Raw genomic sequence first — 22,500 nt, 5'->3', positions numbered from 1 at the left:
GGACAAATCTATGTATATTTACTCCATATATGGAAAATCTGAGCGGCTATTGCAAGGTTGTCTCGGCTATGGACAAGGGGAACGTTCATGTGCATTATCACGACAACGAATATGGCTTTCCGATCGAGGACGACAATCACCTTTTCGCGCGCCTCATCCTCGAGATCAACCAGGCGGGTCTGTCCTGGACGACCATCCTCAACAAGAAAGACAATTTTTTTCAGGCTTTTGACCAGTTCGATATCGACAAGGTGGCCCGCTATGGGGACAAGCAGCGCCAGCGGCTGCTGGCCGATGCGGGGATCATCCGCAACCGGCTCAAGGTCGAAGCGACGATCGACAATGCCAAAAAGATAAAGGAGATACAGAAGGAGTACGGTTCGTTCAAGAACTGGCTCGACCAGCATCATCCGCTGAGCAAGGAAGAGTGGGTAAAGCTGTTCAAGAAAACGTTCCGGTTCACGGGCGGCGAGATCGTAGGCGAATTCCTGATGAGCACGGGTTACCTGCCCGGGGCGCATGTCGAAGGGTGTCCCGTCTATAAAAAAGTGTTGAAGCAGAAGCCTGCATGGGCGAGGAAGGAGAAGAAGAAATGAAGCGATGGTTGCGACGGGCCGAGTGGCTTCTTCTTGCCTGGGTACTGGGTCATGTTACCTATACCTGCATCGATGGTTTGCGGCCCTACCGCGGCAACGCCGATATCGCCGTAGTGCTGGGTAACCGCGTAGAGCCGGATACCACGCTCTCTCCCGTACTTAAAGCCCGTGTCGACAAGGCGCTCGAGCTGTACCGAAATGGCCGGGTGCCCCGAATCATGGTGAGCGGCGGCAACGGGCACACTACGAAACCGGGCCGGGTGCCGGAAGGCATGGCGATGAAACGCTACCTGGTGGCGCACGGCGTTCCGGCGGACCGGGTTATTGAAGATAACGATGGAGAGAATACCTATCTTACCGCGAAGGATCTCTTGCCGGTGGCCGACAGCCTGCACCTTCATTCGGCGATCGCGGTGTCGAGCTTTTATCATCTCACCCGCACGAAATACATCATCCGCAAGCTGGGTTTCCACAATGTTCACAGCGTTGCCTCCAACGGCTTTTTTGCCGGCGACGATCTGTTCGGGCTGCTCCGGGACTGCGTCGCCTTTTACAAATATATGCTTGTGTATTAGTTGAGCTGGACAACCGGGAGCCGGTAATGAAGGCCGTCGACCATGAACAGCTCGTCGATCTCGTAGGTCCAATACTTGAAGAGGGGAGAGCGGGAAAGGTATTTTTCGACGGCTTTCCTGTCTTCTGCCGAGAAGGTGATCCAGACGCGCTGGGTCTCCATCGTCACGACGTAGTGATCGATGACGCCCTGTTCGATCAGCCGGTTGACGTAGGTGCGATGCGGCGGTACCAACGCTGCAAATTCATCGTTCATTTCAAATTGTATGGTCACCTGGAATTTTCGCATAGATGCTCCTTCAGTAAAATGCTCGTTAACTAAAGATAACAAAACTTCGGCTTCTTTGTTCGGCGGCGGGCTTTGGGGGAGCGTCTACAGCGTCCAGTCGAGGATTTGGTTGGCCCATTCTTCCCGGTAGGGAGTGGTCACCTTGATATAGTTGTCGGTATAGCCTTCCATCATCGCCGACTTTACGTGTCCTTCCAGCAGCACTTTGCGTGTCTGGCCTTCATGGCGCCGCACAAAATCCTGCATTTTACGGTAGGAGAGGTTGCGGAGGATCTTGTTCCGCTCGTTGCGAACGGCGATGGGAACGACGGGGGTGATCTCGAGGGCTTTTGTCTTGTCGCGTTCGGAGTAGGTAAAGACGTGGAGATAGGTGACGTCGAGTTCTACCAGGAAATCGAGGGTTTTCTGGAACTCGATAGCCGTTTCTCCGGGGAATCCGACGATGACATCAGCGCCGATGGCGCAATGCGGCATAACGCTCTTTATCCTTTCCACTCTTTCGGCATAGATCTCTCGCTTATATCGGCGGCGCATCAGGCCCAGGATGTGATTGCTGCCGCTTTGCAGGGGGATGTGAAAATGCGGCATGAAGCGCCGGCTGGCAGCCACCCAGTCGATCATTTCGGGGGTGAGGAGGTTGGGTTCGATGGAGGAGATGCGGTAGCGGTCTATGCCGTCGATCGTGTCGAGGGCCTGCATGAGGTCAAAGAAGCTTTCGCCGGTTCCTTTGCCGAAATCGCCCAGGTTGACCCCGGTAAGGACGATCTCCCGGACATCCCCTCTCGCCGCCAGGTCACTGACGGTCTGCACCGTCTTTGCGACGCTGTCGCTGCGGCTGGCGCCCCGGGCCATGGGTATCGTACAGAAAGAGCAGTTGTAGTCGCAACCGTCCTGGACCTTGAGGAAGGTACGGGTGCGGTCGCCCAGGGAATAGGATGGATGGAAACCAGTGACTTCCCCGATGTCGCAGCTACAGATCTTCGCCCGGCTGTTCTCATTGGCGCTACCGGGAACGAGCTCGCGGAGATGCCGGGCCAGGTTGAACTTTTCGGCGGCGCCCAGGACGAGATCGACACCGGGGATGGAGGCGATCTCGGCGGGTTTCAACTGGGCATAGCAGCCCATGATCACCACGGCGCTGTCCGGGGCCTGGCGGCGGATCTTGCGGACGAGATAACGGCATTCCTTGTCGGCATTATCGGTGACGCTGCAGGTGTTGATCACATAGACGTCGGCCGGCTCGTCAAACTCCTTGCGGACGAATCCTTCGGTCTCGAGGAGGCGGGAAATGCCGGAGGTCTCCGAGAAGTTGAGCTTGCACCCGAGGGTGTGAAAGGCGACGGTTTTATGTGACAAAGCTGCGTCCATGCTGGATGAGCCGGCAAAGATACTATATTTGAATTTCATGATGAAACCCCTTGCAAGAATAGCGCTATTCCCTTTCCGGCTAGTCTACTGCCTTTATGCGCTGTTACTTTTTATTTTGGGGATGCTTTGCGTGTTACCTTTTGTAGCTTTTTTCTCGTTTTGCAGAGCGCGATGGGGTGGAAACCAGATCTACCGCGTCTGCCGCTGGTGGGACAGGGCCTGGCTGGCGCTTGTCGGCATCCGTCATCAAAATATCTATGAGTCCAGGCCTGATCCGGGGCGGCAGTATATCTTTATTGCCAATCATATCAGCTATCTCGATATCCCGATGATCCTGCGGGCGATCAGGCGGGATACCATTCGAATCCTGGGGAAGGTCGAGATGGCGAAGATCCCGCTATTTGGATATATCTATAGCCGGGCAGTGGTGATGGTCGACCGCCGGAATGCGCATGAGCGCAGCCGGAGCGTCCGGGAGTTGAAGGGGGTGCTGGCGATGGGGATTTCCATTTTCATTTTTCCCGAGGGAACTTTTAATGAGACGGGACAGCCGTTGAAGGAATTCTATGACGGGGCGTTCCGGATCGCGATCGAGACGCAGACGGCGCTGCAGCCGATCCTGTTTTTGGGGACCTATGACCTGATGCATTATCGCAGCATCTTTTCGTTGCGGCCGGGGCGGTTCCGTTCGGTCTTTCTGCCGGCGGTGGAGGTGGAGGGGTTGGGAATCGACGACCTGCCCGCCTTGAAGGAGCAGGTGTATCGCCTGATGGAGGGTGCGTTGCTGAGGTACGGCGCGCCTTGGGTTGATGTGGAAGGTGAACCCGCGGCGCGCCGTGGTTGATGATGGGCCTTCGGCCGGCGGACCTGTGGACCGCCTTGCCCATGCGCCAAAAACTTCGTAGGTTTAATCCATGCGCACACGACTGCTGGGATGGATCCCATTTGTCTTTCTGGCCATCGCGGTAGGACTCTACCCGCTGATCTACTATATCGTCGACATGCACGATAAGGGCTTCCTGACCAATAAGCCGGCGGCCTTGCAGGCCGACCCCGTGTGGCATCTTGCTTTCTATGCGCATATAACCTTCGGCGGGATCGCGCTGCTGACGGGATGGTCGCAGTTCAGTCCGCGGTTGCGGGCCCGCTATCTGAACACGCACCGCTGGCTGGGGCGTGTCTATCTTGTCGCGGTAGGATTTGCGAGCCTTGCGGGTCTTTATCTCTCGTACTTTGCCACGGGCGGGATCACTTGCTCGACTGGCTTTGGGACCCTGGCGTTGCTCTGGCTGGGTTCGGCTATCCAGGCGTACAGCAGCATCCGCAGGCTGGATATCGACCGGCACCGGGATTGGATGATCGTCAACTATTCCCTCACTTTCGCGGCCGTGACCTTACGCATCTGGCTGCCTATTCTTCAATATCACGTTTTTCATGAGTTTATCACCCCCTATCGCATTGTCTCGTGGTGGAGCTGGGTGCCCAACCTGGCAGTTGCCCTGCTGATCATCCGGAAAAGGCGGCGGCTGGGAATAAAGGCGTAAATTTGTCCCCCCGGAACCGCCAGAAGGCGGTTCGACCGAAGGTCAGACAACAGCCGTTTGCGCAAATAGGGCTAATTTGACCCAAAGCACTATTTGCGCAAACATGTATGTACGCCGAAGTCATCATCCCCCTGGCATTGCCCAGGAATTATACCTGGAGTGTACCCGAACAATGGCGAGAAGCGGTCCGGGAGGGATGTCGTGTGGAGGTAGAGCTGCGGAATAAGAAATATGCGGGGATCGTCAAACGATTGCACACCGATAAGCCCGCGTCCTTCGAACCGAAGGCCATCGGCAACGTCCTCGATACCGAACCGGTCATCCATCCGGCGCAGGGCAAACTTTGGGAGTGGATATCCAACTATTATCTCTGCAGCGAAGGAGAAGTGATGGCGGCGGCGCTGCCGGCGCATTTCAAGCTGTCGAGCGAGACCATCCTGGTGTTCAACGAAGAGGCCGGCGAGGATTTTGGCCACCTGGACAACGACGAATTCGTCGTGGCCGAAGCGCTGCTTATCAAGAAAGAACTAAAGCTGACCGATGTTCAGCAACTGTTGGATTCCTCTCATGTCTATCCCGTCATCAAGCGGCTGATCGAAAAGAAAGTGTGTTTTGTCTGGGAATCGCTAAAGGAAAGCTATAGCCCCAAAAAAGAAAATTACGTGGTGCTGAACCCGGAATATGACAACGAGGACAAGCTGGGCGAGCTGCTCAATAACTGGGGCCGGGCGCCCAAGCAAATGGAACTGCTGCTTGCCTACCTGCACCTGGTCAAGACCGGGGGAGACGTCACGCGGGCGGGACTGCTGAAGAAGGCAGGGGCTTCGGATTCGCAGCTAAAGGGGCTTGTCGATAAGGGGATCCTGCGGATCGAGCAGCGGGTGGTGGACCGCATTCATTACCTGCCCAAGGACATCCGCATCGATTTCCAACTAACGGCCGCCCAGCAACGCGCCTTTGAAGAAGTGAACGCCGTCTTCGAACAGAAGTCTGTCTGTCTTCTCCACGGGGTTACCTCGAGCGGGAAGACGCAGGTGTATATCCGGCAGATGGAACAGGTGATCCGCCGGGGCCAGCAGGTGTTGTACCTCCTGCCGGAAATTGCGCTAACGGCGCAGATCATCCGCCGCCTTAAGCAGCATTTTGGCGGGTTTATCGGTATCTATCACTCGAAATTCAATCAAAACGAACGGCTCGAGATCTGGAATAAGATCCGTACGGGGGAGTTGAAGATCATCCTTGGGGCCCGTTCGGCCTTGTTCCTGCCTTTCAGTGATCTTGGGCTCGTCGTGGCCGATGAGGAGCACGATCCTTCCTATAAGCAGCAGGATCCGGCGCCGCGCTATCACGCGCGGGATGCGGCGATCTATTATGCCTCGCTTTTTGGGGCGAAGGTGTTGCTGGGCAGCGCCACGCCTTCGGTGGAGACCTATTACAATGCCACGACGGGCAAATATGGGCTGGTGGAGTTGATGGAGCGGTACGGGACGGGGCAGCTGCCGGAGATCCGGATCGTGGATACGAAGGCCTTACGGTGGGTTAAGAAGGTGGAGAAAAAGCAAGAGGAACCTTTTGCGGGAGCATCCTGGTTGACTGACGTGGAGGAACCGCCCGCACCGCCCGAGCCGGCAACCGGCGCGAGGGACAACGGCAAACCGATCCTGAGCCCGGCGCTGTACAACGCCATCGAGCGGACGCTGGCGGCAGGAAAACAGGTGATCCTGTTTCAGAACAGGCGGGGCTATTCGCCTTACCAGGTCTGCGAGGTGTGCGGCTGGATCCCGCAGTGCCGGTATTGCGATGTGTCGTTGAATTTCCACAAGCTGACCAATAAATTGCATTGCCACTACTGCGGTACGGTCTATCCGCCGGTGAATACTTGCGCCGCCTGTGGCAATCATCGATTTGTACAACGGAATTTCGGCACCGAGCGGATCGAGGAATACCTGGACGAGGTGTTCCCGAAGGCCAAAGTGGCGAGGATGGATATCGACAGCGTGCGGGGTAAGACCGCGCATGACACCCTTATCCAGCAGTTCGAGCAGGGGAAGGTTGATATCCTTGTCGGGACGCAGATGGTGGTCAAGGGCCTGGATTTTGAGAATGTCAGTGTGGTGGGCATCCTGGATGCCGACAGCCTGCTGCATTTTGCCGATTTCCGGGTCAATGAACGGGCGTTCCAGCTGATGGAGCAGGTGAGCGGCCGGGCCGGGCGAAAGGATGCGGACGGGCTCGTGTTGATCCAGGTCGCTGATACGGCCAACCCTGTGCTTGGGTATGTGCAGGCGCATGACTATGGCCTTTTTTTCCGGCATGAGATCGCGGCCCGCCAGCAGTTCGGGTATCCCCCGTTCACCCGGGTGATCCGTGTGACCTTCCGGCACCGCGACAAGGAAGTGGTGCAATCTGCGGCGCAGTTCTTTGCGAACAATCTGAAAAAGGACTTTGGGCCCTGGCTGGTTGGACCGGCCGAACCGGTGATCGCGCGCATCCGCAATCAATATTTGATGGAGCTTCTGCTGAAGCTGCCCAAGGACGGGCATACCATTGCATTCGCCAAGCAGGTGATCCAGCAACAGATGGCAATGGTGCAGAATGCGCGGCATTGGCGGAGCGTGGTGATCATCCCGGATGTAGACATGATCTAAAATTTGTTTTATGATAGCTATTGTCGAAAATGCGTCCCTGAAGGCGTACAACACGTTTGGTCTTGACGTGAAAGCCCGGTGGCTGGGCCGCTTTGCGTCGGTTGACGAGCTGGCTGAAGCCGCAGAATGGGTGGGCGAGCGGCCGCTGCTGGTACTGGGGGGAGGGAGCAATGTGTTATTCAGGGGAGATTTTAACGGTGTGGTTTTGCTCAACGAGATCAGGGGGATCGAGCTGATCGACGAGGACGAGGACTATGTGTATGTCCGGGCCGGGGCGGGGGAGAGCTGGGACGGGTTGGTGCAGTATTGCATCGGTCGGGACTGGGCCGGCCTGGAGAACCTGTCGCTGATCCCCGGGAATGCCGGGGCGGCGCCCATGCAGAATATCGGGGCTTATGGGGTGGAGATCCGGGATGTGTTCTGGGATCTGGAAGCCTGGAACCTTGCCGAGCGTCGAGTGCAGACCTTTACGCCGGACGACTGCGAGTTCGGCTATCGGGAGAGTGTCTTCAAGCGGCGGTTGAGGGGGCAGTATGTCATTTTGAATCTTGTTTTGCGGCTGCGGAAACAGCCGATCTTTCATACTTCGTATGGGGCTTTGCGGGAGGAACTGGGCGACCGAGAGCTGGGCATCCGGGCTATTTCGGAGGCGGTGATCCGGATACGGCGGAGCAAGCTGCCGGACCCGGCGGAGATCGGCAATGCGGGAAGCTTTTTTAAGAATCCGACGGTTCCGGTTGCGCGGTTCGAGGAGTTGAAGGGCAAATTTCCGGAGATGGTCGCTTATCCTGCCGAGGGTGGGAATATGAAGCTGGCGGCGGGATGGCTGATCGAGCAGTGCGGCTGGAAGGGTTTTCGGCGCGGGGATGCGGGCGTGCATGCCCGGCAGGCGCTGGTGCTGGTGAATTACGGGAACGCCACGGGCGAAGAGATCTATGCCTTAAGCGAAGAGGTCCTGCAGAGTGTGCAGGACCGCTTTGGAGTCAGTTTGGAAAGGGAAGTGAATATTATCTAATTGAAATCGTCGCTTTCCAGGTCGTCTTCCTCGTTACCGAAGCTGCCGCCCGAAGAGCCGAGGTTGACCATGGAGCCGATGAGGTCTTTGAACTCGATCTTTCCTTCCACCACTTTTTTACTGATCAACGAATACGCCGCGAGGCCATGGAGTACGAATTCCATGAGCAGGGCCGATTCGCGTTCGTTGGCGTGCTTGAAGTATTTCTTCACGAGCGCGTGTAACCCATCCACTTTATACAGCTGCTGTATCTTCTCCGAGTCGGGGGTGTTGAAGAACAGGTTGAGATGGTTGCCCTTGTCGAACCAATGGGTGACGGGCCGGAAGGGGTTGTCGTCGCGGGTATCCGCCTTCCGCTTCTTCAGCTGATCGGGGTTTGGAAAATAGTTGATGAACTGGGTGCGGAAGGCTTTTTCCAGCAGGTTGAAGGCCACCTGGTAGGGCCCTTCCTGTTCGCCTTCGTAGACCAGCTCGATCTTCCCGGTGATGGAGGGGATAATGCCGACCAGATCGCTCATCCAGACGGGCGTTTCTTTCTCGTTGTTGAGGATGGCGCGGCGTTCGGCGGCACTGACGGCGTTCTCGAAGGCGGCGATGGTCAGACGGGCGGAGACGCCGCTTTTCTTGTCGACGTATTCGCTGCTGCGGGCCTCGAAGGAGACCTGTTCGATGAGGCGCTTGACCAGGTCGCTGATGATCACGCGGCCTTTCTGCTCCTCATGGATGTCGGCTTCCTGTTCGGTAATTGCCAGGGCCGTCTCGATATTCCGGGGATAGTGGGTGAGGATCTGGCTTTCGATACGATCCTTGAGGGGCGTCACAATGGAGCCCCGGTTGGTATAGTCCTCGGGGTTGGCGGTGAAGACGAAGAGCATATCGAGCGGCATCCGGAGCTTGAAGCCGCGGATCTGGATATCGCCTTCTTCTAAAATATTAAACAAGGAAACCTGTATACGGGCTTGTAAATCAGGTATTTCATTGATAACAAAAATACCCCTGTTGCTTTTTGGGATGATCCCGAAGTGGATGACTTCTTCATCGGCGAAGTTCAAGCGGAGGTTTGCGGCCTTGATCGGGTCGATGTCCCCGATGAGATCGGCGACGCTGACGTCGGGTGTGGCCAGTTTTTCACCATAGCGTTCGCTGCGGTGCAGCCAGGAGATGGGGGTGTCGTCGCCTTTGGAGGCAACGAGGTTGCGGGCGAACTTGGAGATGGGGCGAAAGGGGTCGTCGTTTATTTCGCTTCCTGTGACGAAGGGGACCCATTCGTCGAGCAGGTCGATCATCTGCCGGGCCATTCGCGTCTTAGCCTGTCCGCGGAGACCGAGGAACAGGATATTGTGGCGGGACAGGAGGGCCCGTTCCGTGTCGGGGATAACCGAATCCTCATAGCCAACGATACCCGGAAAAGTGGTTTCTTTATTTTTTAGTTTGCGGATGAGATTTTCCCGTATCTCTTCTTTTACGGATCGATTCTTATAGCCGGCTTTCTTCAGTTGTCCTAATGTCGTGATCTTTGTGATGTCCATTTCCTGTTTTTAGTAGTTTTCTCTCTCTAGTAGACCGTTTTTCGTTTCCCGGATTCGAAGTCACGGAAGATGAAGCTGCCGAGACGATCGAGGGAGGCAAAGAAGGCCTTGCCATTATTAGTTTCAGTGAACTCGTTGACGAATCGCTGCAGATAGGGATCGCTGGCGATCATGAAGGTAGTAATGGGTATTTTCAGCTTTTTGCATTGTGCGGCCAGGTTGAGGCAGCGGGAAGTGATCTTCCGGTCGAGGCCGAAGCTGTTTTTGTAATATCGTTTCCCGACCTTCAGACAGGTAGGCTTCCCGTCGGTGATCATGAAGATCTGTTTGTTGGCGTTTCTTCGGCGCCGGAGGATGTCCATGGCCAGCTCCAGTCCGGCCACTGTATTGGTATGGTAGGGGCCTACCTGCAAATACGGGAGGTCTTTTATCTCCACCGGCCAGGCATCGTTGCCGAAGACGACGATATCGAGGGTGTCCTTGGGATACTTTGTCGTGATCAGCTCGCTGAGGGCCATGGCCACTTTTTTGGCGGGCGTGATGCGGTCCTCCCCATACAGGATCATCGAGTGAGAGATGTCGATCATCAGCACGGTGGAGGTCTGGGCCTTGAAGTCCGTCTCGCGGATCTTCAGGTCGTCTTCCTGCATATTGAAGGCGTCGATGCCGTGGTTGATCTGCGCGTTGCGGATGGATTCGGTGAAGTCGATCTGTTCCAGCTGGTCGCCGAATCGGAAGGGACGGGTCTCGGGGTTCGCCTCATCGCCGCCACCCGGTTTAAAGGTGTTGTGATTCCCCTGTTTTGTCTTTTTTAACTTCCCGAAGATCTCTTCCAGCGAGCGGCGGCGGATACCCTGCTCCGTCTTTGGAGTGATGGTGATCTCACCGGTTTCTTTGTTATCGTCGATGTATCCTTTGTCTTTCAGGTCTTCGATAAAATCCCCCATGCCATATTCGTCGTCGGACAGCTGGTATTCTTTATCCAGCTGGTTCATCCATTGCAACGCTTCGCCCACGTCCCCGTTCGTGTAGCTGAGCAGCTGCATGAAAATATCCAGCAGCTGATCGAACCTGGGCTTGCTTTCGTCGTTGGGATCGTAGTTTTTGAAATGGTACCCTATCATTTGATACAATTTACACTATTTGAGTCTAAACTAAAAACCCGCCAGAGGCGGGTTTTGTTCAACGTCTTATTTAGCAGGCTGCTGAACCTGTGAGGGCTTTGCGTGCCCAAACTGTTTATCCCAGTCATCCAGCTGCAGTAGCATCTGGAAGGTGCTTAAGATATCCTGTGCGATGGACCCTCCCTGGCGATCGGAGAGGTTCCCGCCTTTGCCCTGCAGGGCCATTTGGGCGTTGACGGCCAGCTGTTCGTTGGACATCGGCTCACCGAGCGAGGCGTAGTACCGCATCTGCTGGTTGAGATCTTTTTTCAGGGAGGCCGCGACCTTTTGGGCGAGCGTGAGATCACCCGACTGGTAGCTGGCCAGCAGGAAGCTCATCGAGATACGATCGTGCTGGTTGCCGCGGTTGGAGGTCATCCCGTAGGGGAAGTTCGGCTCGTAGACATTCTTGTCGAAATGTTCGAGGATGTTCTTTGCCGAATCCTTTTTTCCTTCCGCGACGAGGGTCAGCGCCAGTTGGGCATGGGCCGCGCGGAGGGTGTTGAGATGGCGGCGGTTCTCCTCGTCGTAATAGACGCCGGGTGTGATGGCGTTGCCATAGGAGAACTTGGTCATGATGTTGTTGTAGGCGACGGGTGTGTTATAGAACCCGAAGTTGGCATTCTTGCTTTCGACCGGGACGAGGCGGCCGGCGAGGCCATCCTGCCGGATATACTTTGTCAGGCCAAGGTCTTCCAGCTCGTAGGTGGAGTTGAAGCAGATGGGGCGTTGCCATTTGTTGGCGGCGATGATCGCCAGGACGGCCAGCTCGTTCTTGAACAGGTAGTTCTTGTTCTTGGAGATATCGAGCCGGAGCTGGGTGACGACGCTGTCGCCCGCCTGTACGGTGCCGTTGCTGCGGACGAGGTTGGAGTCCACGGGGACGGACAACTTGCGGGTAGGCAGGAAGTTGTATACATCGCCTTCATCGGAGGAGGTCTGGTAGCGGGAATCGTCGCTGCCGACCACGTCCTTGAGAATTTCGTAGAGATCGTAGTATTTGTTCTGATCGAAGCCGTTCAGCGCGTTGATGACGACGGCGTCACGGGTATTGCCCTGGATCTGCTCGGGGGTAAAGATCACGTCCGTCGGGGCACTCTGGTTTACTTTATAGCGTAACTGATTGATATACCAGTCAGTGCCCAGCAGGCTGTAGTTCATTACCCGGACGTCGGGGCGGATGCCTTCCACTTCCTGGGCATACCAGAGGGGGTAGGTGTCGTTGTCGCCGAAGGAGAAGAGGATTGCGTTGGGCGGGCAGGACTCGAGGTAGTCCCGGCCGATGTCGCGGGCCAGGGTCTTCTTGCTGCGGTCGTGGTCATCCCATTCCTGGCTGCCCATCAGTACCGGCACGCCAAAGAAACAGAGACCGGCGGCGGCATAGCTGGCCATTTTCGGGGAGGTTTTAAAGGCGGATTGCGCCAGGATATCCTTTATCCAGAGGACGCCAAGCCCGATCCAGATCGCAAAGGCATAACAGGCGCCGGCATAGGCGTAGTCCCGTTCGCGCGGCTGGTAGCCGGCCTGGTTCAGGTAGACCACGATGGCGAAGCCGGTGAAGAAGAACAGCAGGCCCGTCACCCAGAAATCGCCCTTGTTACGGGTAGCCTGGTAGACCAACCCGAGGAGGCCCAGGATGAAGGGCAGGAGGAACATGCGGTTGTAGGACTTGTTATTTTTGCGGATGGAATCCGGCATTTTGCTTTGATCGCCATACATCCAGTTGTCGAGGAAGGGAATGCCTGTGATGAAATTCCCGTCGCGGATATTCCCGAAACCCTGTAGGTCATTTTGCTTTCCCGAGAAGTTCCACATAAAATAGCGGAGGAACATGACCCCATTCTGGTATTTGAAGAAATACCGGAAATTGTCCAGCATGGTGGGATTGTCGCCTTCGGCGACGTTGCCAAAGGTGCGGTAGCAGTCGATCTGGCCGCGGTCGTTACCGCCGTCCCACATCCGGGGGAAGATATGGGAGGAGGGGGTACTGCCCCAGTCGGTTGCGTAGACCTTTCCGGCCACTTCGTACTTCTCTTTACCTTTTACATAGAGGGGACCGGCGGGAACTCGGGGGGCGCGGTCCTGGAAGTCCGGGCCATAGAGAATGGGCCAGTCGCCGTACTGATCGCGGCTGAGATAGCCCACGAGGCTGACGGGGTTATCGACATTGTACATATCCACCCCGGGATCGGCATTACTGCGGATCATGGTGGTGAAGTAGGTGGAGTAGCCCAGGAGCATGAAGGCGAAACACCAGAGGGCGATCTTGAATTTTGCCAGGGCTTCGCCCGTGATGAAATAGCCCGCTACCCAGGCCGCTGCCAGGCCGAGGATCAGCATCAGGATGCGGCTGCCGCCCGACCCATTGGAAAGGAGGGGGAGCATGATGATGAGTACGAAGGCGGCGATCCACAGGCGGATGCGATTGGCCGTGACCGTCTGCGTCTTAAAGGAGAGCCCCCAGGCCAGCAAAGCGGCCAGTAAAAAGAAGTAGACCCCGAAGCCGGAGAAGAAGGGCAGGTGGAGTGAATTGACAAAGAAGATATCGAGGGCTCCGGCGCCTTTGATGGTATACTGGATCACGACGATCTGTACGACGCCGGTGATGATGCAGCCGATGAGGAAGGCGAAGATGGTTCCCCAGGTGGTGGGTTTGAAGCGCTTGAAATAATAGACCATCACGATGGCGGGGATGGTCAGGAGGTTGAGCAGGTGGACGCCGATGGAAAGGCCCATCATGAAGAAGATGAAGACGATCCATTTATCGGAGCCTTCCTTGTCCGCGTTGTGCTCCCATTTCAGGATGGCCCAGAAGACGAGGGCGGTGAAGAAGGCGGAGGAGGCGTATACTTCGCCTTCGACGGCGCTGTACCAGAAGGAGTCGCAGAAGGTATAGGCCAGGGCGCCGACGACGCCGGCGGCCATGATGTTGAAAGTTTGTTTGGAATCAGGTTCTACAGTGGTGATACCCCCCTGTACGAGCTTGCGTGCGAAGTGGGTAATGGTCCAGAACAGGAAGAGAATGGACAGGCCGCTGGCGATGGCGCTCATGAAGTTGACGCCGCGGGCGGCTGTAAGGGGATTGTCGCCGAAGAGGATGATAAAGAAGCGGCCCATGAGCACGAACAGCGGGGCGCCGGGAGGGTGGGGGATCTGGAGCTTATAGCAGCTGGAAACGAACTCGCCGCAGTCCCAAAAGCTACCTGTGGGCTCCATGGTCATGACGAAGACGGTGCAGGCGATGAGTCCCACGATCCAGCCGACGATGTTGTTGACTCTGTTAAAACGCATTGTATTCGAATTTTTCGCGGTACTTGGGTGTTTAAAATTTTCCCGAAATTAAGGCTTTGGATTTATTTCCGAGGGGGATGGCGGGCCCGCTTTGTACTGTTTTTCGAGATCGGCCATCTGCAGGATCATCCGATAGGTGGAGAGGATATCGTTGGCAAAATATCTTGCCTGGATATCCGAGAGATTGCCACCCTTGCCCTGCATAAGCATCTGGGCGTTGACGGCGAGTTGCTCGTCGGTCATCGGTGATTCGCTGAAGGATGCGTAGTAGCGCATCTGCTGGGTCAGATCTTTTTTCAACGAGGCGGCGACCTTATGGGCCAGCGTGGTGTCGCCGGCCATATAGCAGGCCTGCAGGAAGTCAAAGGAGAAATAGTCGTGCAGGTTGCCCTGGTTGGAGGTCATGCCGTAGGGCATATTCGACTCGAGGACGTTGCGATCGTATTGTTCGAGGACGCGGCGGGCGGAGTCCTTCTTTCCGGCCATGGCGAGGCCCATGGCTACCTGGGCGTGCGTGAATTTGATGCTGTTGAGATGGCGGCGGTTCTCCTCGTCATAGTAGACACCGGGCGTGCCGGCGTTGCCGTAAGCGAACTTCTCCATGATCGCTTTATACGAATCGTCGATGTCGACCTGGCTGCCTTCGAGCGGAACGAGCTGGTAGACCATGCCGCGGAGGCGGACATATTTGTCCAGCCCGAGGCTTTGGAGGTCTTGGGGGGAGGTGAAGCAGATGGGACGTTTCCATTTGCTGCCCGCGATGACCGAAAGCATGGCCAGGTCACTTTTGAGCAGGTAGTTGCGGTTCTTGGGAATGTCAAGCTGCAGCTCGGAGAGGGCGCTGTCGCCGGGATGGATCGTGCCGATATTGCGGGCCGCCTGTGCGTCGACGGGGAGCGAGAATTTATGCACGGGCACGAGGTTGAAGGTCTGGCCGTTGTCAGCGGCGGTGGTAAAGCGCGGATCGTCGCTGGCCACGACGTCCTTGAGCATGGTATAGAGATCGTAATATTTGCTTTGGTCGAAGCCGGGAACGCGGTCGGTGAAGTAGGCTACGTTGCGCTTGTCGCCCGCGATCTGCCCGGGCGTGAAAATAATGTCCCACGGTGCGTTCTCGTTGACCTTATAGCGCAGCTGGTTCATATACCAGTCGGAGCCGAGGAGGGTGTTGACCATCACCCGGACGTCAGGCCGGATGCCTTCCACTTCCTGGGCGTACCAGAGGGGATAGGTATCGTTATCGCCGAAGGAGAAGAGGATGGCGTTGGGCGGACAGGATTCGAGATAATCTTTTGCGAGGTCGCGGGGCAGGGTCTTTTTGCTGCGGTCGTGATCATCCCACTCCTGGCTGCCCATGAGAACGGGTACGGCCAAAAAGCAAAGACCGGCAGCGAAATAGTTGGCCAGGGCGGGCTTTTTGAGCCAGCGGCGACGCGTAAGATTTTCCGCCACGGCGAGGACCCCGAGGCCGATCCATATCGCGAAGGCATATTCGGAACCGGCGAAGGCATAGTCTCTTTCGCGGGGCTGGAGGCCGGCCTGGTTGAGGTAGATGACGATGGCGAAGCCGGTAAAGAAGAAGAGAAGGGCGGCGATCGCGAAGTCGTGCCGGGAGCGATAGGCCTGGAAGATCAGACCGATGAGTCCCAGGATCAGCGGAAGCATATACATCCTGTTGTAGGACTTGTTCTTCGTGTGGATCGTATCCGGCAGCTTGCTTTGGTCGCCGAGGAAGAAATTGTCGATGAAGGGGATCCCGGTGATGGCGTTGCCATCGCGGGGGTTGCCGAAGCCTTCGAGGTCATTCTGTTTCCCGGAGAAGTTCCACATAAAGTAACGGCCATACATCCACCAATTCTGATAGGTGAGGAAGTAGCGGATATTGTTCGCCATGGTGGGGTTATCGCCTTCGGCTACGCCACCGTAAGCCTTGTAGGTATCGACCTCGTGGCGATCGTTCTGGGAGCTCCACATACGGGGGAAGACGTGGGCCGAGGGGGTGTTGCCCCAGTCCTGGATCACCGTCTTGCCGGCCACTTCATATTTATCCTTTCCTTTGACGTAGTTGTCCGAGCCATCAATGGTGGGCGCCTGGTCCTGGAAATCGGGTCCATAGACGATGGGCCAGTCGCCGTATTGTTCGCGGCTGAGGTAACCGACGAGGCTCCAGGGGTTATCGACATTATACATATCCACCGGAGGGTTCGCATTGCTGCGGATCATGGTGGTGAAGTAGGTGGAATAGCCGAGGAGGACGAAGGCAAAGCACCAGAGCCCCAGTTTGAATGAGGGAAGGGCTTCTTTCTTTATAAAATAACCTGCGACCCAACCGATGGCCAGGCCCACCAGGATCTTAACGATATAGCCGGCGCCGCCGTGTGCCGAGCCGATGAGCACGGGGGCGGAGACGATGAAGATGAAGGCCATCAGCCATATCCTCATACGGTTGGCGGTGACGGTGGCTTGCCTGAACAGCAGGCCCCAGGTGAGTAGGGCGGCCAGCGCCAGGAAATAGAAGCCGAAGCCGCTGAAGAAGGGCAGGCTGAGGGAGTTGACGAAGAAGATGTCGAAGTAGCCGGCGCCTTTGATGGTATACTGGATGACGATGACCTGGACGATGCCGGTGATGGCGCAGCCGACGACGAAGGCGAGGATGGAGCCCCAGAGGGTCGGCCGGTAGCGTTTGAAGTAGTAGACCATCACGATGGCGGGAATGGTCAGGAGGTTGAGCAGGTGGACGCCGATGGACAGGCCCATCATGTAGAAGATGAAGACGATCCATTTATCGGAGCCTGCTTTGTCCGCGTTGTGCTCCCATTTCAGGATGGCCCAGAAGACGAGGGCGGTGAAGAAGGCGGAAGAGGCGTATACTTCGCCTTCTACTGCGCTGTACCAGAAGGAGTCGCAGAAGGTGTAGGCGATGGCTCCGACGACGCCGGCGGCCATTATCAGGAATGTCTGTTGTTTATCGGGTTCCGCGGCCGGGGTTGCTTTGGTTACGATCTTCCTGGCGAAGTGGGTGATGGTCCAGAAGAGGAAGAGGATGGACATGCCGCTGGCCAGGGCGCTCATGAAGTTGACGCCGCGGGCGGCGGTATGGGGATTATCGCCGAAAAGGATGATGAAGAAGCGACCCATCAGGGCGAAGAGCGGGGCGCCCGGGGGGTGGGGGATCTCGAGTTTGAAACAGCTGGAAATGAATTCGCCGCAATCCCAGAAGCTACCGGTCGCCTCCATGGTCATGATATATACGGTTGTTGCGAAGAGGCCTACGATCCATCCGGTGATATTGTTGATCTTGTTGAAGCGCATGGTGGCGGTTTCTACGTTTTGGGCACGAATTAAGGCCAATTAGAGGAATTTTCCGAATATGAGGGAGCTTTTTTTGCTAAAACTGTGTTATTCAGTGCTATTCAAAGAACACCTTGACTGTCTGGTAAAAAAGCCGACTCTGCTGGTGTTGGGATTGCTCGGTAAAGTCCTGCAGGCCGAAGAGGCCGGCGGCATTGCCTTTCTGGATGGCGATCTCTAGGTAGCCGGCGGAGTTGAAGAGGGCCAGCTTTTCGCCTTCCCCGACATCGGCATAGGTCTCGCTTATCTTATCGATCGTCTCGTCGCGTTTGAAAACGATGCGAAAGCCGCGACCGCGGCGTTGCTGTTCGAACTCTTCGCGGGTGATATTGACGATGACGTTCTCGAAATGATCGATGAAAATGATCTGGCCTTCGATCCAGTTGTCGCCGAAGACCGGGCGGAGGTGGTTCTTTTCGGTGAACGGGGTGTCCGGGTTACCGATGGAGAGCAGGCCGGCGCCCTGTATGAGCTGTTGGATGGCCTGGCCCATGGTGCGAACGCAGTAGAGGGTATTTTTGACGGCCGTTCGGTCGAGAGGCAGGCCGATGACCATCTCGGGCCGGCCTTCCAGGATCATGGTGAGCAGACCATTGTCGGCGCAGAGCAGGTATTGTTCCTTATGGAAGGCGAACAGGAGTTGTTCGGGCTTTTTCTCGAACAGATTGACCAAAATGAGGTGATAAGTAAAGGGCGGGAAATGTCGGATCGCGTTGCGGCAGACATAGGCGGCCTGTGGGTAATTGAAAGGGGACAGCTCATGAGAGATGTCCACCAGCTGAAAGCCCGGGTCCTGCTGCAACAGCTGGCCTTTGATAGCCCCAATGAGATAGTCTTTTTGGCCGATATCTGATGTCAGGGTGATTAAGGCCATGCCGGTTATTTAACAAACTCCCCCTTCTTATTATAATAATGTTTATAGGTGAGCCTGTCAGCGAGGGAGGGCGCCATTTTGTTGATCAGCACGGTGACCTTGCCCAGGAGCGTGAGCACCAGGGTGCGTTTCCGGCGGCGGATGGCTTTGAGGATGTGATGAGCGCATTCATCGGCGGTCATCAGGCTACCTTCGTTGAGCACGGTTTCTCCGCGGGCGACGCCATGGGAATCGAGGGCGGCCAGGCGTATATTGGAGGCCGTGAATCCCGGGCAGACCCACATCACATGAACGCCGCTGTGGAGCATTTCGGTGCGGAGGGATTCCAGCCAGCCCTGCAGTGCGAATTTCGATGCCGAGTAAGCGCTTCGGCCGGGCAGACCTCGGTAGCCGGCGGTGGAGGACACACCTACGATGGTGCCTTTGTTTTCGAGGATGGACGGGAGGGCGTACTTGGTGCAGTAGACTGCGCCAAGGAAGTTTATCTCCATGACCTTGCGGGTGACCTTGGTGTCGCAGTCGGTGAAGAGGGCCCGCATGGAGATCCCGGCGTTGTTGATGAGGATATCGATACGGCCGAACGTCTCGATGGTCGAATCGATGAACCGGCGGCATTCTTCTTCGATGCTGATATCGCAGGCGACGGCATGGAGCATCACCTGGGCGTATTCGACTTGTAGTTTGTAGATCTTATCGTGGCTGCGGCCGCAGGTGGCGACCTTTGCGCCGAGGGGGATCAGGGCTTCGATCAAGGCTTTACCGATGCCATCGCTGCCACCGGTGATGACGACTACTTTATCCTGGAAAAAAGACATGTATACTCAGTTGGTTATCGGTGCAAATTTATGCCTATTTTTTGTACCAAACCAGCTGACCCAAATGATATTGTACGTGGCCGGCGCGATTGAGCACGACGGAGAGCCGGTTGCGGTGTGGTTCCTTTGCGAAGTCGGCGTCGGAGACGGCGGTATGTTTCTGCAGCCATTCTTCGGGTGACCAGCTGCGAAATTTTTCGGTGAGGCCGGTATTGACGGCGGCCCAGGCGCGGCGCAGCTCGTGTACGGCGGGATAGGCTGCCTCGGGGTTATCCGGGTTGGTGATGAACAGATCGTCGAGATGGGGATAGAGGCGGTCGCCGAGGCCCAGCAGGGGGAACATCCGGTCGTGTACGGCGGCCAGGTGGCCGAGAAGGTAAATGACGCGGTTTTTGCCCGGGACAATAGGTTGGAGCAGCTCTTCATCGCCGCAGTTGTCGAAGAAGCCGGTGGCTCTTTTGATGGATTGTTCCCAGGTGTGGAGACTCGTAGTGACGAATAGGTTGCTCATTCTGCAAATATAAGGAGCCCCGCGATGCGGGGCTCCTTTTTCTACTCCGGCGTTGGTCCCGATTCGAGCAGTTTATACAGCTCGTCGAGCTTGGGTGAGAGGATGATCTCGGTTCGGCGGTTGAGGGCGCGGCCTTCGGGTGTGCTATTCGTTTGGACGGGGTCGTATTGGCTATGTCCCGAGGCTATCACGCGGATGGGGTCTACCTGGTAGTCGGTCGTGAGGATGCGGACGATGGCCGTACTGCGGGCTACGCTCAGCGCCCAGTTGTCCTGGTAACGGCCGCGGATTGGAACGGAATCGGTGTGGCCTTCGATATCGACGGTGATATCGGGGTTGGTGTTGAGCACTTCGGCCAGCTTGCCGAGGGCTTCTTTTCCTTTGGGATTAACAGTGGCGCTGCCGGAGGGGAAGAGGAGATTTTCGGAGAGACTGACATAGACCTTGCCGTTCTTTATGGAGACGGTGAGGTCTTTCGAGTTGAAGCCGACGAGGGCATCGCTCATCTTTTTACGGATGTCCTGGATCGCGCGTTTCTGCTGATCCATCAGTGCCTGGAGCTGGGCCAGGCGACGGCGTTGTTCGGCGATCTGTTCTTTGCTTTGATTGAGCTGGTTCTGGGTGAGACCGGACTGGTTGGTGAGATCGTCGATCTTTTTATTCAGGTCCCCAATTTGTTGTCTTAGTTGCCCAATGGTATTCTCGTGCTGGACGACCTGCTGGGCGAGCCGGGCGCTGTCGGCGCGGGCGGCGGCCAGGGCGGATTCGGAGGCTTTCCAACGGCGAGTCGGGACGCAACTAACTATAAATAAAGCGGTTACGGCGGCGAGCGCCGCCAGGTGAATGGCTTTTTTCATACATGTAGATTGTTGTTGAACAATAGGTACTTGTGTTCATTACAATCATTGGGCCATTTAGAAGGGCTTTGCGCCGGCTGAGTGGCCGCGGGCCAGCTGGACGACCTGCCAGTTGTAGGAGGGTTTGAAGAGCTGTCTTCTGCCGCCGCCACCTCCGATGAGGGAGCCGGTGCCGATGGAGATGCCGATCCCGCCGCCGCTGCCAAAGGAGCCGAAGCCAAGTCCGCCACCCACGCCGATATCGGGTCCGCCGCCACCCCCGCGGGGGACGCTGGCATCGGGAGGAAGTCCTTCGAGATAAATGCCTATGGCGACGCTGTTGGCGGCATAAGAAGCCGAAGGATTATGATTGGGATATAGGGTCTGCAGGGGGATGGCCGCTTCATAGACCAGGTCGCCCTCGTTGTTATAATCCATGCGCATCTTCACCCCTTGCGGGTTGTTGTCATCGGCATAGTCATAGCTGCCGGTGCTGTCCTTTGAAAAGCCGTAGAGGGCGTATGCTTTTTTATCCTCGAGGGTGATGGGTTTGTTGTTCTTGTACCTCTCGGGTTGGGCCTCTTCCATCAGTTGCTGGTTGTGGTTGATGCGCGAGTCGAGGGGGTAGCCGACACCGACGGCGCCGGCCTCGCTTTTATCTGCTTTTGTATTGACCCAGACGGTCATTCCTCCCTGGATGATCTTTTGTTGTTCCTGCGGGCTTTTTGTTTCCATCAGGATATAAAGGAATTGGTCGTCGTTGGTGACGGAATAAGTGAGGTGCTCCTTTGCGATCGCGTTCGGGAGGGGTTTTATCCAATCATTGTCTTTGCCGTCGATGGTCAGCGGCATGCGCTGCCAGTTGTCATTCGCGGGATCGGCTGCCGTGGTGGCTTTATGGGAAGAGCCACAGGATGTTGTCGCTATCGCGATGGCTATGGTGAATATGAGGCTGGGTATCTTCATATTTGAAATACAAAGATACCCGGCTAATTGTTAACTTTTTCGGAAAGCCAAGGCTTTCCCGTTTGTGAAGCGTTAATGATGGGCCTTCGGCCAGAACGCCCGTGGCGTTCTACCATCTGTCGAGTCCGAGGAGTTTGCGGCCAAGGGGGCTGAGTTCGGCGGTGCCGTAGCGGGTTTGTTCCCAATTACGGGGGTCGCCAGGGAAGGCATAGCCTTCGGGGGCGATCCGGTCGCGCCAGGAGCGGATGCGCCATTGACGGAGGGGTTCGTTGTCCTCTTCGGCGGGCATCATAGAGATGTACTGGGCGATGCGGACCTTGTCCTTGCTGAGATTGGGCCGGATGCCGTGGGGTTGGGAGCTGTTGAAGATGAGCAGGTCGCCTGCTTCCAGTTTCACCTTGACGAGATCGAATCCGGTTGTATCGGGTTTGAAGTGATCGCGATCGACGGGCTGTGTCAGCTTCCAGGTATCATAGGTGCGGAAGAGTTCGGGGATGCATTGGAATCCGCCCATGTTCTCGTCCGTCTGATCGGCGAGGGCCAGGACCCCCTGAACGTTCTGCGGTTTTGTTTCGGGGTCGTAGTCCCAGTGGATAAAACCTTTGTATTCGAAGCCCGGGCGGAGGGGGAAGTTGAGATTGGCGCGGTCGATGGTGACCCAGAGCTTTTCGGTGCCCCAGATGTCGGCGAAGGCGGCGTGGACGCGGGGCATCTGGCGGTTGTTCCAGAGTTTCTGGTTGTTGTAAACCTCGACCATCCCGGTGTTCGTCAGCTCTTTCATCTGCATTTCGGCGCGGGGCGCGGTATACCAGGTGTCGGCGTTGTCAGGATCCTTTTCTTCGAACTCCCAGAGGAAACGGGCCGTTTCGGCCACCTGCTCACGGGGAACGGCGCCTTTGACGATGACATAGCCGTTGTGTTGCCAGAATTGCCAGTCGGCTTCTGAGAGAACTTTGAGGGGTGGGCCGTCCAGTGTCCGGCGGAGATTGAGCTTGCTGCTGGTGGCGGTGGAGGGGTTGCCGGGGATATCCTTATGGGCGTTATCGGGGATCATTGTTGCGGCCATTGTGCCCTGGGGCGTGTTGGTTGCGGCGGTGGGTGTTGTTTGCATATGACATGTTGTTTGACGAT

Annotated in this window: 18 protein-coding genes; 6 read left to right on the top strand and 12 right to left on the bottom strand. The window is 56.5% G+C overall.

The window, feature by feature from the left end; translation table 11 throughout:
- The first annotated feature begins 29 nt into the window (after positions 1-29).
- Together VHE34_RS00430 and VHE34_RS00425 are read left to right on the top strand one after the other, a co-directional pair.
- Entirely contained in the window at positions 30-596 is a 567-nt protein-coding gene (locus VHE34_RS00430; protein ID WP_325583417.1) for a DNA-3-methyladenine glycosylase I, read from the top strand.
- Entirely contained in the window at positions 569-1,171 is a 603-nt protein-coding gene (locus VHE34_RS00425; RefSeq protein WP_325583415.1) for a YdcF family protein, read from the top strand. The genes VHE34_RS00430 and VHE34_RS00425 overlap by 28 nt, the downstream gene beginning before the upstream one ends.
- Here the strand turns inward: VHE34_RS00425 and VHE34_RS00420 are convergent.
- Positions 1,168-1,458, bottom strand: coding sequence for a muconolactone Delta-isomerase family protein (locus VHE34_RS00420; RefSeq protein WP_325583413.1), 291 nt, complete (start codon positions 1,456-1,458; stop codon positions 1,168-1,170). The two genes, VHE34_RS00425 and VHE34_RS00420, sit on opposite strands and share 4 nt — an antisense overlap.
- Positions 1,459-1,542: 84 nt before the next feature.
- Positions 1,543-2,865 carry a tRNA (N(6)-L-threonylcarbamoyladenosine(37)-C(2))-methylthiotransferase MtaB gene (gene mtaB / locus VHE34_RS00415; protein ID WP_325583411.1) on the bottom strand — a complete coding sequence of 441 codons (1,323 nt, stop codon included), beginning with the start codon at positions 2,863-2,865 and terminating at the stop codon, positions 1,543-1,545.
- On the opposite strand from mtaB, the gene VHE34_RS00410 reads away from it, so the two are divergent.
- The 4 genes from VHE34_RS00410 (at position 2,864) to murB (ending at position 8,033) form a co-directional block, all read left to right on the top strand.
- Positions 2,864-3,670: a lysophospholipid acyltransferase family protein gene (locus VHE34_RS00410; protein ID WP_325583409.1), complete on the top strand. Its 807-nt coding sequence runs from the start codon at positions 2,864-2,866 to the stop codon at positions 3,668-3,670. The genes mtaB and VHE34_RS00410 overlap by 2 nt on opposite strands.
- Positions 3,671-3,740: 70 nt before the next feature.
- Positions 3,741-4,370 carry a DUF2306 domain-containing protein gene (locus VHE34_RS00405; protein WP_325583407.1) on the top strand — a complete coding sequence of 210 codons (630 nt, stop codon included), beginning with the start codon at positions 3,741-3,743 and terminating at the stop codon, positions 4,368-4,370.
- 107 nt (positions 4,371-4,477) lie between these two features.
- Entirely contained in the window at positions 4,478-7,018 is a 2,541-nt protein-coding gene (gene priA, locus VHE34_RS00400) for a replication restart helicase PriA (protein WP_325583405.1), read from the top strand.
- Positions 7,019-7,028: 10 nt separating this feature from the next.
- On the top strand, positions 7,029-8,033 hold the full coding sequence (murB, locus tag VHE34_RS00395) for a UDP-N-acetylmuramate dehydrogenase (RefSeq protein WP_325583402.1): 1,005 nt from the start codon (positions 7,029-7,031) through the stop codon (positions 8,031-8,033).
- Here the strand turns inward: murB and VHE34_RS00390 are convergent.
- The 10 genes from VHE34_RS00390 to VHE34_RS00345 all read right to left on the bottom strand — a co-directional run bounded on the left by VHE34_RS00390 (position 8,030) and on the right by VHE34_RS00345 (position 22,480).
- A complete protein-coding gene (locus VHE34_RS00390; RefSeq protein ID WP_325583400.1) occupies positions 8,030-9,562 on the bottom strand; it encodes a sigma 54-interacting transcriptional regulator in 1,533 nt (510 codons plus the stop codon). The two genes, murB and VHE34_RS00390, sit on opposite strands and share 4 nt — an antisense overlap.
- Before the next feature lie 26 nt (positions 9,563-9,588).
- On the bottom strand, positions 9,589-10,686 hold the full coding sequence (locus tag VHE34_RS00385; RefSeq protein WP_325583398.1) for a vWA domain-containing protein: 1,098 nt from the start codon (positions 10,684-10,686) through the stop codon (positions 9,589-9,591).
- 66 nt (positions 10,687-10,752) lie between these two features.
- A complete protein-coding gene (locus VHE34_RS00380; RefSeq protein ID WP_325583396.1) occupies positions 10,753-14,016 on the bottom strand; it encodes a DUF2723 domain-containing protein in 3,264 nt (1,087 codons plus the stop codon).
- A 48-nt stretch (positions 14,017-14,064) separates the two neighbouring features.
- Positions 14,065-17,367, bottom strand: coding sequence for a DUF2723 domain-containing protein (locus VHE34_RS00375; RefSeq protein ID WP_325583394.1), 3,303 nt, complete (start codon positions 17,365-17,367; stop codon positions 14,065-14,067).
- A gap of 58 nt (positions 17,368-17,425) precedes the next feature.
- Positions 17,426-18,241: an SAM-dependent chlorinase/fluorinase gene (locus VHE34_RS00370; protein WP_325583392.1), complete on the bottom strand. Its 816-nt coding sequence runs from the start codon at positions 18,239-18,241 to the stop codon at positions 17,426-17,428.
- A gap of 5 nt (positions 18,242-18,246) precedes the next feature.
- Positions 18,247-19,056 carry an SDR family oxidoreductase gene (locus VHE34_RS00365; RefSeq protein ID WP_325583390.1) on the bottom strand — a complete coding sequence of 270 codons (810 nt, stop codon included), beginning with the start codon at positions 19,054-19,056 and terminating at the stop codon, positions 18,247-18,249.
- A 34-nt stretch (positions 19,057-19,090) separates the two neighbouring features.
- Positions 19,091-19,567: a DinB family protein gene (locus tag VHE34_RS00360; RefSeq protein WP_325583388.1), complete on the bottom strand. Its 477-nt coding sequence runs from the start codon at positions 19,565-19,567 to the stop codon at positions 19,091-19,093.
- A 41-nt stretch (positions 19,568-19,608) separates the two neighbouring features.
- Positions 19,609-20,424: an OmpA family protein gene (locus VHE34_RS00355; protein ID WP_325583386.1), complete on the bottom strand. Its 816-nt coding sequence runs from the start codon at positions 20,422-20,424 to the stop codon at positions 19,609-19,611.
- A 57-nt stretch (positions 20,425-20,481) separates the two neighbouring features.
- Positions 20,482-21,369 carry a hypothetical protein gene (locus tag VHE34_RS00350; protein ID WP_325583384.1) on the bottom strand — a complete coding sequence of 296 codons (888 nt, stop codon included), beginning with the start codon at positions 21,367-21,369 and terminating at the stop codon, positions 20,482-20,484.
- A 109-nt stretch (positions 21,370-21,478) separates the two neighbouring features.
- Positions 21,479-22,480, bottom strand: coding sequence for a phytanoyl-CoA dioxygenase family protein (locus tag VHE34_RS00345; RefSeq protein ID WP_325583382.1), 1,002 nt, complete (start codon positions 22,478-22,480; stop codon positions 21,479-21,481).
- Between the last annotated feature and the right edge of the window lie 20 nt (positions 22,481-22,500).

The organism is Puia sp., from assembly GCF_035546395.1.
GTDB lineage: Bacteria > Bacteroidota > Bacteroidia > Chitinophagales > Chitinophagaceae > Puia.
The sequence above is the reverse complement of the archived record's forward strand: the minus strand, read 5'-3'. Positions and strand labels throughout refer to the sequence as shown.

Coding starts and splice junctions, on each gene's coding strand:
- VHE34_RS00430 (WP_325583417.1), top strand. CDS start 30: ATGGAAAATCTGAGCGGCTATTGCAAGGTTGTCTCGGCTATGGACAAG.
- VHE34_RS00425 (WP_325583415.1), top strand. CDS start 569: ATGGGCGAGGAAGGAGAAGAAGAAATGAAGCGATGGTTGCGACGGGCC.
- VHE34_RS00420 (WP_325583413.1), bottom strand. CDS start 1,458: ATGCGAAAATTCCAGGTGACCATACAATTTGAAATGAACGATGAATTT.
- VHE34_RS00410 (WP_325583409.1), top strand. CDS start 2,864: ATGATGAAACCCCTTGCAAGAATAGCGCTATTCCCTTTCCGGCTAGTC.
- mtaB (WP_325583411.1), bottom strand. CDS start 2,865: ATGAAATTCAAATATAGTATCTTTGCCGGCTCATCCAGCATGGACGCA.
- VHE34_RS00405 (WP_325583407.1), top strand. CDS start 3,741: ATGCGCACACGACTGCTGGGATGGATCCCATTTGTCTTTCTGGCCATC.
- priA (WP_325583405.1), top strand. CDS start 4,478: ATGTACGCCGAAGTCATCATCCCCCTGGCATTGCCCAGGAATTATACC.
- murB (WP_325583402.1), top strand. CDS start 7,029: ATGATAGCTATTGTCGAAAATGCGTCCCTGAAGGCGTACAACACGTTT.
- VHE34_RS00390 (WP_325583400.1), bottom strand. CDS start 9,562: ATGGACATCACAAAGATCACGACATTAGGACAACTGAAGAAAGCCGGC.
- VHE34_RS00385 (WP_325583398.1), bottom strand. CDS start 10,686: ATGATAGGGTACCATTTCAAAAACTACGATCCCAACGACGAAAGCAAG.
- VHE34_RS00380 (WP_325583396.1), bottom strand. CDS start 14,016: ATGCGTTTTAACAGAGTCAACAACATCGTCGGCTGGATCGTGGGACTC.
- VHE34_RS00370 (WP_325583392.1), bottom strand. CDS start 18,241: ATGGCCTTAATCACCCTGACATCAGATATCGGCCAAAAAGACTATCTC.
- VHE34_RS00365 (WP_325583390.1), bottom strand. CDS start 19,056: ATGTCTTTTTTCCAGGATAAAGTAGTCGTCATCACCGGTGGCAGCGAT.
- VHE34_RS00360 (WP_325583388.1), bottom strand. CDS start 19,567: ATGAGCAACCTATTCGTCACTACGAGTCTCCACACCTGGGAACAATCC.
- VHE34_RS00355 (WP_325583386.1), bottom strand. CDS start 20,424: ATGAAAAAAGCCATTCACCTGGCGGCGCTCGCCGCCGTAACCGCTTTA.
- VHE34_RS00350 (WP_325583384.1), bottom strand. CDS start 21,369: ATGAAGATACCCAGCCTCATATTCACCATAGCCATCGCGATAGCGACA.
- VHE34_RS00345 (WP_325583382.1), bottom strand. CDS start 22,480: ATGCAAACAACACCCACCGCCGCAACCAACACGCCCCAGGGCACAATG.